Below are 11858 nucleotides of genomic sequence, written 5' to 3'. Positions count from 1 at the left end.
CGAATTGAGGGGAAGGGTGAGGCGGCCAGAAGCCGCCCCGCTATGATCAGCGGCCGTCGTCGACAGTGATGATGAACTTGCCGGACTTGCCGTTGCCACCCTGGGCAATGGCGACCTTCACGCGATCGCGGCTGAGCGCGATGCGATCGTTCACGGCAGTGCCGCCCGAAGCATAGACGGCGGCCACGCCGGCAACAGAGTGGGTGGCGGCGCGCGGACGCTTCACGACGGAAGCATTCTGATCCGTCAGCGCCAGAATGGATTCCCCGGTTGCTTCGGACGTGATGGTAAAGTCGACGCCATCGGCATAGGGGATGGAGCCGTCCTTCACGTATTCGATGCTCTCGATATAGCCCGAGAGATAGGGGCTGTATGCCGTTGCGGTCGCGGTGCCGGTGACAGCAGTCACCTCAAACTTACGAATGGCCATGGGATAGTCCTTTCTGGTCCGAAGACCCTAGCCGTCGATGGTGATGTGGAAGGTGCCGGAGGTCTCGTCTCCGCCGGCAGCGACAACGAATTTCACGCGGTCCTGAGACAGCGTGATCTTTCCGTTCACGGCTTCGCCAAGTGCCGCATAAAGGGAGGCGGCTCCGGCAGTTGAATGGAGTGCTCCGCGCGGGTAGCGCGTGGCGGAGGCGTTGACGTTTTCCTCGGCCCAAAGTGTCTCGCCGCTGGCTTCGGCGGTAACCGTGAAGTCGACGCCGTCAGTGAAGTCGTCCTTCACATACCGGAAGGAAATGAGCTTGCCGGATAGAACCGGGCTGAAGACTTCCGCGTCACCATCGCCATCGACGGTCACGGGAACAACGAAGCGGCGAAGTGCCATGGTGTTTCTCCCGCAGACTTATCTGCACATGTGGAAAAGGCGCCGGGCCCGAACGGTCCAGCGCCTCGATTTGTCAGCCCGGCGGGCTCAGTAGCTGGTGCCGTCGATCCAGCTCACCATGCCGTCGCGAGCCATCTTCCAAGACACGTCCATGATCATGCGCAGAGCCGAGGAATCGGTCTGCCAGAGCGAACGCACCGGAGCGGCAGCGGTCGGGCCAGTGGCCACGATTTCAGCAGGCGACGTGTCTTCCATATGGATTGTGGCCTGGTTGCTGATCTCGAACTCCGGCATATCGCCAAGCGCAGTGGCGAAGTCGGTGTTGCGGATGGCGATCAGGCGACCGTCGGGCACGTTGGTCGATTCCAGGATCGTTACGCGGCTGGCCAGGTTCGAGAACCATTCCGGGTTGTTTTCCGGGCCGTCCATCATGGAGATGTTCAGACCCTGCTTCGGGTTCATCATCACGGTAATGCCGCTGGCAGCATTGGCGTTGATGAACGGCGTGAGCAGCGCCTTGAAGTCTTCCTTTACGGCGGTGTGATCGCCGCCGCCGTAACCGGAAGCAGTCGCCGACACGCCATAGAGAAGACCTGCGGGACGCACGGTGTCGCCGGCAGTTGCGTCGAGCAGGATCGAGTCCAGGGTGACGGCCGTGTCTTCCACGATTGCGCGGCGTAGAACGCCCTCAAGCTGCGGCGTCGATCGCTTGGCAGCTTCCCGGGTGAACGGGATGATCACGCCCATCTTGCGAGCGGTGAACGTCGGGGCAGCGACAGTGATACGGCCGACGCGGATCGGAGAACCTTCAGCGAAGAAGGAGCCGTTGGCGCCGGAACCGGTGCGCTGCGGCAGGTAGGCAGTGCCGGCGGCGTCGAACGAGACACCATAACCGCGATCGCGAAGCGCTGGGTAAACCGACGGGCCGCGAAGGGCTTCGAGGAAATCGGCCCAGGTGCTTTCGACCAACTGCGAAACAAAGCCGGAAGTGGTGGTCGTGGCGATCGGAGCTGCGGCGCGGGTGACGATGGCATGGGTGGCTTCGTCGTGGCCGGGATAACGCTCTTCGAGCACCTTCTCGACCTGCGCTCCAGTGTGGAGAGCAACGCCATGCACGACTGCACGCCGGACCATCAGGTCCAGACCGTTCAGCTTCTCGGCCTTGAAGCCCAGGGGCTGACGGTTGACGTTGGTTTTGACGACTGCCTTGGCAGCAGTGCCTTCGGAGCGCTTCAGGACGGTAAGATCCTTTTCCAGCGTTTCAATGCTGTCATTGGCAGCATCGATCGCGTCATGATCGAGATCGTCGGCGCCGAGCAGCGTGTCGAGTTCCTTACGTTTGGCGGCGAGAGCATCGGTCTTTTCATCGATGCGCTGAGCGAGAGTTTTCATGGTCGTTGACCTTTCGGTTGAGGGAGGAGGAACGACGGTCTGCGACCGGTTCCGGGAGGAGGTTTCGGCGTGCTTGCCGGTTGCAGACACATCCCGCCGCCTCGTTTCGGCTTGCTCGCCAAAGGCCAGGGACATGGTTTCGCTCGACAGCCCCATCGACTTGGCCAAAGCCAAGGCCGAAGGATTTGCCGGGACGGATACGAGTGAACATTCGAGCAACTGCTGGCGGATGAACCGCGAGCCGCCCCAAGGATCTTTCGGGTCGATGGCTTCCCATTCGATCGGAGCGAAGCCGACCGAGACGGCGCGCAGAACGCCCTGCTCGACCAAGCCGATCAACTCATCGATGCGGGCACTGGTGCCGCGCGCAGCGAGCTTCAGCCGTCCGACGAGCTTCTTACCCTCGACGCGAACATTCTCCCACGTCCCGATAGGGAAGCTGGAAGCGTGGCCGAAGAGTGCAATCGGGTTACCCTTGAAGTTCTGGAGATCCCAACCATCGGGCTCGACGATATCGCCGTAGCGGTCGACCGTGGCATCAGACAGAACGAATTCGAGGCCCTCGCCCTTACTGGCGAGAACCTTATGAATGACCTTGGTCATGTGGATTGCTCCTGTTCAGCCGAGCATGGCGGCAATATCTGTGACCGGCGTCTCGCCGAGCTCATTGTCGGCGGCGCCTGCGGCCATAGCGCTGGTCACAAGGCCGTCAATGCGCCCCCTGCTCCGGTCCTTATCGAAGGCTCTGTTCGCCTGACCGTCGCTGACAACATGCGCGTTTGCCGCGCAGGACGTCGTTACCGGGGAGTCCTCAATCGTGATCGTCTTGTTCAGGATGCGGTCTTCGAACCGCTCGATGCTCCGAGGCATCGTCAGTTGTTTTTCCTCGAACCGAACCAACTTGCCTTGAGCATGGCTGACTAGTTTCAGCCCCTCGCCTTCTGGCTTGTCAGGCCCTTCGAACCTCCAGACCGGGAAACCGATCTGCTCGCAGGCTGCGATGAAGTCCGCGATGTGTGCCGGGTCGAATGCCAGAAAATCGACTTCGTGCTCGGCGCAAATCGCCGCAACTTGTTGTGCGATGAAGGTCTTGTCGATCACTGCGCCGTCCACGGCTGTGATGAGCTTGGCTTCCACCCATTCTACATACGGCGCCTGATCAGCGAGCGAGCGCTCTTTCAAGCGATCTCGCACCGTCCAGTACCAAGTCTTCTCCCAGAGATGGCCCTTGGGATCGAGCCACGCGCCTGTCAGCGCGGTCAAATCGTTCTTCTTCGACAAGTCCAGCGATAGCCAGCACTTGCAGCCCTTCAGCCTGTCGGGATCGACCTCTCCGAGCACCGCCATCCAGGCATCTTCGGCGATCCAGAATTCACTGGCGCCAACCGGGATGCCGAAATACAGCCTCTTGGTCGACAGCGCGGTCGAGAGCATTTGCTTGGCCGTATTGACCATGCCGTCGACGTTCTCTCGAGGGAACGTGATGCCCAGTGCTGGCAGCGACTTCGTCCAGACCTCCGGCGTCTCAAAGATGTTTTCGTGGTCCTTGGCATCGACCCGCGCGATGAACGCAAAGGCCTCATCGTCGTAGAATTTGCCGGTGACCACCTTCTGGTAGAAAGCCGAATAGTTCGAGCCGACGATCTGGTCGACCGCAGGCGTATTCGTGCCCAGCAGCATCAGTGCATCGCCTGGCATCTTGGCGATTGCGGCCTTCCAAAGCTCAATCGACGAATTCGATTTGAACTCGTGGATTTCGTCGGCAGCGACCAATACTGGTTTAGGACCAGAGACCGCCTCGCCGTTTGCCAGGGCCTGAAACAGTGCACCCGTCTCCGGAAATTCGATCTTCCACGCGTTGTCGCCTTCGCCGCGAATGACCACGTCGCCATTGTTGGCCAACGTGTCGCTTTCGTCGACTTCATCACCAGGTGCCGGAGGAATCGGGCCACGGCACATAGCGACGGCGTCCTTGAACAGGACGTTTGCCGTGTTCTTGTCCTGGCCAATTGCGAACGCCTTGGCACGAGGGATGCCATAGAACCCGGTCATATACAGGCCCATGGCCGCCATAAATGGCGACTTTGCCTGTCCCTTCCCGGTTTCTAGCCAGGCCGATCGGAAACGCATTCTCCCAGAAGACTTGCGCCAGCCGAAAAGAGAACCGGCGACAAACACATGCCAAGGCAAAAGCTCAAAGGGCTGACCGACCTTGGCGCCCTCGCTGATCGTCAACATCGCCGGGAAGAAATCGATCGCGTGCTGCGCTCGATCTGGCTCCCATCGAAGCCCGCGATCAGGCCCATGTTTCAGGTCGTCGAGATGCCGCTTGCATGCAGCGATCTCAAACTCGCCCGGCAAGCTGCCATCAGGCCGCCGACCTTTCGCGACTGCCTCAGCATAGGCAGTGGTAGGATCAGGCTTGCTTCGGCGTCCGGTACTTGTCGGCTGCCCTTGGCGCTTTCTTGCCATGCTGCACCTTGGTCGCTGCCGCGCGCCTACGTGGCGAAAGACCGAATTCCTGTTCGAGCACCGCGGCGTCGGACGCGGCCTCGCGCATCACAGTGAAATGCGGCGACGTCCGCGCGATCGCTTTGCTGTTCCCGCGCCTTGGCTTCGTGACAGCACCATGCTCGGCAACCTCGCGAACCGCGCGGTCGTAGAGCACGTATGCGATGACCAGGCGCTGAAGCGCATGGGCGTTGCCGGCGGCCATCAACTGGCGCTCGCGAAGCTCAGTGGTGATGATGCGCCAGTGCTCGCGAGCCCCGGCCACTTCCAGCACATCCGAGAAGAGCGATTCCCAATCTGGTTCCGGTGCGATTTCGCCGGTGCCGTCGATGCTCACAACGTTCATGACACATCACCCCCTACGGGGGTGGCCCCAACTTTTATGTTTCAAACTGCTCGCAGTGCGTACGAAGGGTGTCCACCGGTCCGTGGCCGAAGGCCTCCAGACTTTCCATCCACCCCCCCGGTGTCCGGTCAGGCCCGGTTCCAGGGGTGTGATGCGTCGAGGGGGCGACCGTCGGCCGCCACGCCTTTGACGAATCCTGACTTCTCGATGCTCTGCTTCACGCTCGAATGGCAGCGCCAGCGTGGATCGTCGCATAGGCTTTGAAATGGTCCAGTGAAGAACGTCGCGGGGTTGAGCTTCGTCTTCGGGTCTACGTGGTCGCAGACCGTGGCCGCTGTCACCCTGCCATGTCGTTGACAGTTCTCGCAGAGCGGCTGTTCCGAAAGCTGAAGTGCACGCACTCGTCGCCATCTCGCCGTCTTGTAGAGCTTTCGGTACTGCTCGGCCTCTGGGCTGCGAGCATCCCACTTGCTTTGCCGGGGCTTGAGGATGGTAAGCTTGGTCATTCAGTTCGCTGGCGTAGAGCGGATCACCAGCAACGGCAGGCCATCTGGATATTCCCGCTGCATCTCCGCCATGCCGAAGCACAACACGACGAGCATCCCGACCAAGACGACCACTCCGAGGGCGCCGCGAGCGATGCGCTTCACCTGATCCATCATGCTCTCCGATGTCTGTATTGGGGCGCCTGCTTGTCGAGATGGCCATGGCTATCTGGAGAAACAGGCCGAGCGCCGCAGCGCCCGACCGAGGGGACTCTTCTAAATGGTTAGACCGAGCAGCGGCCCGGATCTTCATGGCGATAGGCCAGCGAGATCGGAGCGAAAGAAGCAATGCTGCACAGGGCCGGAGCGGCTTCGCCCTGGTCGCCGCCAAGACTGGTCGGATCGAGGCGAACATCGGCAACGACGACCGGGCAATCTTCGCCGTCGGGAATGCCGATGGCATAGTCAACAGTGGCGGGCTGGGAGAGATCGAGGACACAGACGTCATCAAACGGCGCCGCAGTGGCAGGAACCATAGAAGCCATGGAGCCGACCAGACAGAGCGCCGCGATCGCAATGAACTTGCGGATCATGGGCAGGCCTTTCGATGGAGGGGTATCTGCGAGCAACAAAAAAGCCGCCTCGTTTCCGGGCGGCTCATTCTTCAGACGGTAGTCTGAAAATCGCATTACGTGCATTTAGGGTGATTTGTGCAGGCCCGTCAATAGCCCACGTCAACGTGTAGTGACTGAGCTCACAGCCGGTGCCGCACCAACCAGCCTCGCGATGTTCCCTTGGAAGATAACGAGGGCACCAATCACCGTCAGTGACAGCAGCAGCGCACCGACAATAAAGCCTTTACTGGGCAGGTGATTGACACGCTCAACCAACTTGGCCATGTCAACTTCCACCGCGTGGGTCGACTTGTTCGCCGCACTTAATCCAGTCTTCACCTCGGAAGTTAGGGCGCCGATATCGCTAATGGCCCGTTCTGTTTTGGTTTCTAGCCCTCGAACATCCATTCGTAGGTCGATGACCTGAGCAACAATCTGCATCTGGTCGTAAGCACCAGCAGAAGGCCGTCCCTCACGGCTGGGATTTGCTTCCTGACCACCGCCGGAGCGGCTGCGAGATTCAGCCATTCGAACTGCTCTTCAAAACAATCCAGTCCCAAATATTGCGCTCATGCCAACCGTAATAGCTGGTCACGAGACTAATCATAACGCGCCCATAAGCACCACCGCTTGCGCCCAAGTAATCACTCGCGCCTTGTGGTGTGAAGTTGCCGGCCACAAGCCATTGGCCTGGAGCAACCTTGAGCGACTGCCCATTTGCAAATCTCGTGCTCACAGCGGATTCTAAATCGGGGCGGCTTTCCCCAAGCACCAAGAAGACGGCCATATCGCTCAGCGGTTCACTTTTGATCGGATACTACTCACAACGCACAATATGGGAAGCGTGTTCATAATTTCCTATGAAACCTGGCTAAGCTGCATTGGCATTAGGATGCTTCTTCACTGGTCTTGCGATCATCCCCAGATGATGCCCCACAGCGTTTAGCGCCAAGCGCAGATCGCCGATCATATGCGGCATCCCCTGATCCCTGCATAGCAGATAGTCCAGCGCGGCCCACATGTTGGCGCCGCGGTTCTCATGGAAGCCTTGCTCGGTTTGGATCGCCGCTTCTATTCCTTCCCACTTCGCAACTGCTCGTTGGCACCAAGTATCGTACCCTGCCCCATCCGGGCCGCTGGCGCCGCCGCTGCCGGTCGAAAGCGCATCCGGCGATTTCACAGCCCGCTTGAAGTTCTGCTGGGCTTCCAGATAGGCCACAGCCGCATCGTATTGGGCCTCGCTGATGCCGTCGGTTGATTTGCGAATACCGGCCAGGCAGAGGCGTCCGACATACGTCGATGCCTTCTGATCGCGGGCTTCAATCTCGGTAAGGCCGAAGACGCGCATGCGCAGCGCTATAGCCTCGGCGTTTTCATGGTAGGCACTGGCGGCGCGGCTAATCGCTCCGGACTTGGTACGACGGACATTCGATTTACGGGGACGGCCCTTAGCCATTCTGCTGCCTCTTGTTGGATGGGATGATGGGTTCAAGGCCTTCTGCGATCCGCAGTTGGTCGACGAAGGCCAGAAAGTCGGGACGGGAGAGAACGACGCCTTTGACCCGCTTGCTGGTGATGGGCTTCAGCTTGAACTGGTTCTTACCGAGGAGGAGCTCGTATCCTCGCTTTTGGAGCCAGGGTTGAAGACTGAATGGATCGGCCGTGTCGCCTTGTCGGAAGCGGCGCGGGCCACCGTTGGCATCAAGCCATTCTTGGGGGCTCATGCGGCGCCCTTCTCTGCTGGTTCTGGCCAGCGGCTGCGAGTGAGCAGCTTGCCCTGCCTTACGACCCGCTCAACGCCCTTCTCCCCGGCAGTCCGGCGTGCCCATCCAAGCCACTCGTTCCATTCAGGCGTTCCAGGGCGGATGACGAAATAGCCGTCGGTATCGATCTCTGGAGCATCGATGTATTCCGCCCAAAGCTGCTTGCGCAGATAGACCACCAATGCTGGTACCCGGCGTTTGCGGCGAACGAGGCCGATGAGAACCGCTTCGGCTAGTGTCGTCGCTGCTGTGCGGTCGGTTTTGGAAAGCTTGCTCCATGCGCCCTCGGCGTTGTCACGTCGACCACGATGTTCCTTCGGCCAGACATTCAAAATATCGGCGAAGCCATGCCCCCCGTTTTCGGGGGGTTGGGGGGAATTACCGGTTCCATTACTGGTTCTATTACTGGTTAGTGTCTCAGAGCTGTGAGACATGGAAACTGCCGAATTTGAGACATGGATCTCATCATTTTTGAGACATGGATCGGCGTTTTCATCCATGTCCAATCCTGCGACATGGACCGCAACATCTAGTGGTTCGAACCCCTTTTCGAACGCAAGTCGATAGCGGGTCGCCAGTCGGCGCTTCGTCTCAGGATCAATGCGTAGCTCACGCCGGATGATGCCGGCCTGCTCAAGCTCAGACAGGATGCGATTGACCGAGGCTCTGCTCACCTCTGCCATTTCGGCCAAATAGTCTTGCGTCGGAAAACACCCCTGAATGGGGTTATGGCAGTCGCTCAGGTGCCAAAGCACGATCTTTGCGATCGGCCTCAGCCCTTTCAGCTTCACGGCCCAGTTGGTCGCCTCATGGCTCATGAGCGCGATCCAACGATCTCGAGAGCAGCAGCGCTGCTATATCGGCCAACCTCAACCAGAACGCGATGATCTTCGCGCTGTTGCGGCGTCAGATGGCGCAGGTGAGGTTTGGTTTTGCTGGTGAGTTCCATATGATGCGCAATGACGCGGACGCTACCTGGCGTCGACCCGCAACGGGCTGCAATCGACATTGCCGTTTCACCCGCGGCATAGCCTTCCCTGATCGCTTCACGAATCGCTTCAGCTCTCTTGGCGCGCTCTGACTTCGGAGGCTCGCTCCCCTTGACCAAGAAGCGCCCGTCTGGGCCTCTGAGGCTATGTCGATAGTTAGGCCTGCCAGACACAGCTTTCTGCGGCCTAGGCGGCATTTCCAGCAGTCTGTCCTCGACATCAAACTTCCGAAGGACATGAAGCACAGTCGTATGGTCGCGACCGAACCGACGGCCGATTGCAGCGCGCGAAAGCTTGGTGTGACGGAAGATCAGCAGGACAGCCTCATGACGCGCCGCGACGATATGGCGAAAACGGCAAGACCCGAGGATATCGCGCTGCATTACGCCGTGCTTCATCGCCACAAGAGCGAGAATGCTTCGCCAAGACGGATAGGTTTGAAGGTCAACAGCCCTGTGCATCGGCAGGAACAGTTCTTCAGGGAGCCAGCGCATATTCATGGCCGCACCTCGGCATAGTGCTCGTGCTGGGATTGGAGGACGGAGGTCATGCTGCTACCTCATCGAACTTGGTCGATTCATTGCCCCACGACGTCCAGCCGGGGCGAGTTTCGCGCGAGAAGAGATCAGCACGCCTGCCTGGGCCGAATAGCTTTTCAGCCATGGCATAGGCTTCGTCTGGCTTGCGGGAGTGTTCGCGGCGCGGCGCCTCGAGGACGTTGCGAACATCTCGGGCATGGGTCTTTGGCTCGCCGTTCTTCCCGATGAGGAAGATCTCGGAGCACGAGCGCAGCACATAGCCGGTGCCCATCGCGAGCTTGCCGGAAGTGCCGCGTTTAACCCAAGGGCCAGCGGTCACATACCTGAACCCCCAAGCGTCCATCACCTCGATCGCGTCGGGGAGCATGGGATAGGTGGCCCAGAGCCACAGCCAGCAGTCGCCTGCCGCCAGATGCCCAACGGGCAAACGCTTGATGTCAGGCGTCGGCATGCAGTCATACTGTGCCTTGGCGTTTTTGGCGTTTCCGCCCTCCGACCAGTTGTCGAAGGACCACGGCGGATCGGCCATCACGACATCGAAAGAGAACATCGGCATTGCGCCGAAAGGCCAGGCAGTCATTCCCCTGCCCTCTTCTTCCCAGTGGATAGGAATGGATGGGTCATGCTGCTGCCTCTTGAGATTGAGCCAGGGCGTCCACCATCGCGATACGAGTGCCGAGCACACGCATGACATTGACGGCCATGGAATTGCCGAGGGCTTTGTATCGAGGACCATCCGCAGCCGGCTTGCCGCGATAAGGGATGGCAGTGAAATCGTCGGGGAAGCCTTGGAGGCGTTCGCACTCGCGGGGCGTTAGGCGGCGCACGCGCCAAGCCTCTGCAACGCATGGCTGGCCTTGGCCCGGCTTCCCGCCGCCTGTGGTCAGTTGTGGCGCGACAGCGCCGTCGCCGCCCTGCAAGCGAAGCTCTCCACGGCTGTTTTCCGCAAAGGCAACAGCTTGCACTTCGGCCCGCGCTTCGACCGTGTAGGCAATGTCGGACTGAACGCCTACGCCATCAGGGCCGCTTGACGGGTTATCGCGTAGAGCGCCGGCCTGAATGCCATAGGCAACCGCGCCAACTCCCAAGCCACCACGTCCGCCGTTAGGCGTCAGGATCGCATTAGCCGTCCCATCCTGGCGAGTTTCCAAGTTTGGACCATCGCCGCGGCCGCGCTCCATGAGGACGATGGGTTCGGCAAATGCAGCCGCGGGTAGTGGGTGCCCGCCACCTGTCGAACTACCTTTTAAGAGCGGACCGGTAGCGTCATCTGGGCCGTGGCCGTTGCCCTCGTAGTCTATGCCCCCGATAAGGCGACTGTTTCCAACGCCCTCTGAAGTTGTGGCGGAAGCTGCTTGCCCCGCTTCTCGGCGCGGCGAAGGATCCCCCCGCATGCTTTGGCCGTCAAATAGTACCGCTGCGGCACGTCGCCAGTCTCCAAGATATCCGATAACGAACACACGGCGTCGACGCTGGGGGACGGCGAAATCGTAGCCATGTGCTCGACAGAACTGAGCGTCCAGCACTCGGTAGGCGAACCCATACCCGAGTTCCCCCAGCCCCCTGAGGAGGGCAGCGAAATCCCGTCCTCCGTTGCTGGACAAAACACCGGGGACATTCTCCCAGACCAGCCAGCGGGGCTGATATCGTGCAGCAATGGCAAGATAGGTGAGCATGAGGTTGCCGCGGGGGTCAGCCAATCCGGCTCGGAGGCCTGCGACCGAGAACGACTGGCAGGGGGTTCCTCCGACAAGAAGGTCAATTGCATGGTCGGACCACTCCTGGAACTTGGTCATGTCGCCGTGATTGGGGACGTGCGGATAGTGGTGAGCCAGCGCGGCACACGGAAACTTCTCGATCTCGGAGAAGAAGGCCGGTTCCCAGCCGAGCACATGCCAGGCCATCGTTGCCGCTTCGATCCCGCTGCACACGCTGCCGTACCGGATGGTCATGCCTGCCCCGCGATAGTATCGAGAGCCTTTTGGATTTCACGGTTGCGGCGCCATTTGGCCAACTCCGCTCGGGCTATCTGGGGCAGATTGGCAGGCCTCGACGATGCCGCCTTCCGCATGAGCTTTTCACGCTGGGAATGACGGGTGACGCCGTGAGCGCGAAGTCCTGATTTCAAGGCTTCTTCGATAGCCAGTTCCTTGCGAAACTGCTGACGGGACTTGGGCATAGAACGGTTCATGTCAGCCTCCGAAGAAGCCGCCGGCGGTCAGGACGAATATGCCCAGAGCCGACATCGTGATCGAAACGGGGAAGCTATGTTCGCCAGTCCGTCGATGACCGTGCAGGAAAGCCGCCATCACGACGCTGATCACGTAGATGGACATGAACGTCCACTGCGGCCATGACCAAACCGACATGTCGAAGTCGAGGTACATCGA

Annotated in this window: 17 protein-coding genes; all 17 read right to left on the bottom strand. The window is 60.1% G+C overall.

Annotated features, from left to right (window positions below):
- Positions 1 to 46: 46 nt before the first annotated feature.
- The 17 genes from JP75_RS07755 to JP75_RS07680 all read right to left on the bottom strand — a co-directional run bounded on the left by JP75_RS07755 (position 47) and on the right by JP75_RS07680 (position 11855).
- Complete coding sequence (locus tag JP75_RS07755; protein WP_244446273.1) at positions 47 to 430, bottom strand: hypothetical protein; 384 nt, start codon at positions 428 to 430, stop codon at positions 47 to 49.
- Between the two features lie 27 nt (positions 431 to 457).
- Positions 458 to 829 carry a hypothetical protein gene (locus JP75_RS07750; protein WP_035081268.1) on the bottom strand — a complete coding sequence of 124 codons (372 nt, stop codon included), beginning with the start codon at positions 827 to 829 and terminating at the stop codon, positions 458 to 460.
- Between the two features lie 87 nt (positions 830 to 916).
- Positions 917 to 2824 (bottom strand): phage major capsid protein, encoded by a 1908-nt coding sequence (locus JP75_RS07745; protein ID WP_035081265.1) that lies wholly within the window; start codon positions 2822 to 2824, stop codon positions 917 to 919.
- 15 nt (positions 2825 to 2839) lie between these two features.
- Entirely contained in the window at positions 2840 to 4582 is a 1743-nt protein-coding gene (locus tag JP75_RS07740) for a terminase large subunit (RefSeq protein ID WP_051960481.1), read from the bottom strand.
- A 55-nt stretch (positions 4583 to 4637) separates the two neighbouring features.
- Positions 4638 to 5078, bottom strand: a complete 441-nt coding sequence (locus tag JP75_RS07735; RefSeq protein WP_035081262.1) for a P27 family phage terminase small subunit — start codon at positions 5076 to 5078, stop codon at positions 4638 to 4640.
- Positions 5079 to 5206: 128 nt separating this feature from the next.
- Positions 5207 to 5584, bottom strand: a complete 378-nt coding sequence (locus JP75_RS07730; RefSeq protein WP_051960480.1) for a hypothetical protein — start codon at positions 5582 to 5584, stop codon at positions 5207 to 5209.
- Positions 5585 to 5737, bottom strand: coding sequence for a hypothetical protein (locus JP75_RS26510; protein WP_160194659.1), 153 nt, complete (start codon positions 5735 to 5737; stop codon positions 5585 to 5587).
- Positions 5738 to 5847: 110 nt separating this feature from the next.
- Positions 5848 to 6156, bottom strand: coding sequence for a hypothetical protein (locus JP75_RS07725; protein WP_035081261.1), 309 nt, complete (start codon positions 6154 to 6156; stop codon positions 5848 to 5850).
- Between the two features lie 141 nt (positions 6157 to 6297).
- Positions 6298 to 6705 (bottom strand): hypothetical protein, encoded by a 408-nt coding sequence (locus JP75_RS07720; RefSeq protein WP_152565764.1) that lies wholly within the window; start codon positions 6703 to 6705, stop codon positions 6298 to 6300.
- A 343-nt stretch (positions 6706 to 7048) separates the two neighbouring features.
- Entirely contained in the window at positions 7049 to 7633 is a 585-nt protein-coding gene (locus JP75_RS07715; RefSeq protein WP_051960479.1) for a hypothetical protein, read from the bottom strand.
- The gene (locus tag JP75_RS07710) at positions 7626 to 7901 is read right to left on the bottom strand and encodes a hypothetical protein (RefSeq protein ID WP_035081255.1); all 276 of its coding nucleotides are present in this window, start codon (positions 7899 to 7901) and stop codon (positions 7626 to 7628) included. The genes JP75_RS07715 and JP75_RS07710 overlap by 8 nt, the downstream gene beginning before the upstream one ends.
- On the bottom strand, positions 7898 to 8758 hold the full coding sequence (locus JP75_RS25200) for a helix-turn-helix domain-containing protein (RefSeq protein WP_051960478.1): 861 nt from the start codon (positions 8756 to 8758) through the stop codon (positions 7898 to 7900). Before JP75_RS25200 ends, JP75_RS07710 begins: the two co-directional genes overlap by 4 nt.
- Positions 8755 to 9429 (bottom strand): helix-turn-helix domain-containing protein, encoded by a 675-nt coding sequence (locus JP75_RS25795; RefSeq protein WP_084587536.1) that lies wholly within the window; start codon positions 9427 to 9429, stop codon positions 8755 to 8757. The genes JP75_RS25200 and JP75_RS25795 overlap by 4 nt, the downstream gene beginning before the upstream one ends.
- Positions 9430 to 9475: 46 nt before the next feature.
- Positions 9476 to 10048, bottom strand: a complete 573-nt coding sequence (locus tag JP75_RS07695) for an MT-A70 family methyltransferase (protein ID WP_035081249.1) — start codon at positions 10046 to 10048, stop codon at positions 9476 to 9478.
- Between the two features lie 40 nt (positions 10049 to 10088).
- A complete protein-coding gene (locus JP75_RS07690; protein WP_035081247.1) occupies positions 10089 to 11420 on the bottom strand; it encodes a DNA cytosine methyltransferase in 1332 nt (443 codons plus the stop codon).
- Positions 11417 to 11659, bottom strand: a complete 243-nt coding sequence (locus JP75_RS07685) for a hypothetical protein (protein WP_035081244.1) — start codon at positions 11657 to 11659, stop codon at positions 11417 to 11419. The genes JP75_RS07690 and JP75_RS07685 overlap by 4 nt, the downstream gene beginning before the upstream one ends.
- Before the next feature lies 1 nt (position 11660).
- Entirely contained in the window at positions 11661 to 11855 is a 195-nt protein-coding gene (locus tag JP75_RS07680) for a hypothetical protein (RefSeq protein WP_035081241.1), read from the bottom strand.
- Between the last annotated feature and the right edge of the window lie 3 nt (positions 11856 to 11858).

This window comes from Devosia riboflavina, from assembly GCF_000743575.1.
Lineage (GTDB): Bacteria > Pseudomonadota > Alphaproteobacteria > Rhizobiales > Devosiaceae > Devosia > Devosia riboflavina.
Note: the sequence above shows the minus strand (reverse complement) of the source record. Positions and strands in the feature narration are given on the sequence as shown.

What these genes read in the sequence shown, in the direction of transcription:
- JP75_RS07710 (WP_035081255.1), bottom strand. Translation starts at nt 7,901, where the DNA reads ATGAGCCCCCAAGAATGGCTTGATGCCAACGGTGGCCCGCGCCGCTTC.
- JP75_RS25200 (WP_051960478.1), bottom strand. Translation starts at nt 8,758, where the DNA reads ATGAGCCATGAGGCGACCAACTGGGCCGTGAAGCTGAAAGGGCTGAGG.
- JP75_RS07685 (WP_035081244.1), bottom strand. Translation starts at nt 11,659, where the DNA reads ATGAACCGTTCTATGCCCAAGTCCCGTCAGCAGTTTCGCAAGGAACTG.
- JP75_RS07750 (WP_035081268.1), bottom strand. Translation starts at nt 829, where the DNA reads ATGGCACTTCGCCGCTTCGTTGTTCCCGTGACCGTCGATGGCGATGGT.
- JP75_RS07680 (WP_035081241.1), bottom strand. Translation starts at nt 11,855, where the DNA reads ATGTACCTCGACTTCGACATGTCGGTTTGGTCATGGCCGCAGTGGACG.
- JP75_RS07690 (WP_035081247.1), bottom strand. Translation starts at nt 11,420, where the DNA reads ATGACCATCCGGTACGGCAGCGTGTGCAGCGGGATCGAAGCGGCAACG.
- JP75_RS07730 (WP_051960480.1), bottom strand. Translation starts at nt 5,584, where the DNA reads ATGACCAAGCTTACCATCCTCAAGCCCCGGCAAAGCAAGTGGGATGCT.
- JP75_RS07695 (WP_035081249.1), bottom strand. Translation starts at nt 10,048, where the DNA reads ATGACTGCCTGGCCTTTCGGCGCAATGCCGATGTTCTCTTTCGATGTC.
- JP75_RS07725 (WP_035081261.1), bottom strand. Translation starts at nt 6,156, where the DNA reads ATGATCCGCAAGTTCATTGCGATCGCGGCGCTCTGTCTGGTCGGCTCC.
- JP75_RS07720 (WP_152565764.1), bottom strand. Translation starts at nt 6,705, where the DNA reads ATGGCTGAATCTCGCAGCCGCTCCGGCGGTGGTCAGGAAGCAAATCCC.
- JP75_RS07715 (WP_051960479.1), bottom strand. Translation starts at nt 7,633, where the DNA reads ATGGCTAAGGGCCGTCCCCGTAAATCGAATGTCCGTCGTACCAAGTCC.
- JP75_RS07735 (WP_035081262.1), bottom strand. Translation starts at nt 5,078, where the DNA reads ATGAACGTTGTGAGCATCGACGGCACCGGCGAAATCGCACCGGAACCA.
- JP75_RS07745 (WP_035081265.1), bottom strand. Translation starts at nt 2,824, where the DNA reads ATGACCAAGGTCATTCATAAGGTTCTCGCCAGTAAGGGCGAGGGCCTC.
- JP75_RS26510 (WP_160194659.1), bottom strand. Translation starts at nt 5,737, where the DNA reads ATGGATCAGGTGAAGCGCATCGCTCGCGGCGCCCTCGGAGTGGTCGTC.
- JP75_RS07755 (WP_244446273.1), bottom strand. Translation starts at nt 430, where the DNA reads ATGGCCATTCGTAAGTTTGAGGTGACTGCTGTCACCGGCACCGCGACC.
- JP75_RS25795 (WP_084587536.1), bottom strand. Translation starts at nt 9,429, where the DNA reads ATGAATATGCGCTGGCTCCCTGAAGAACTGTTCCTGCCGATGCACAGG.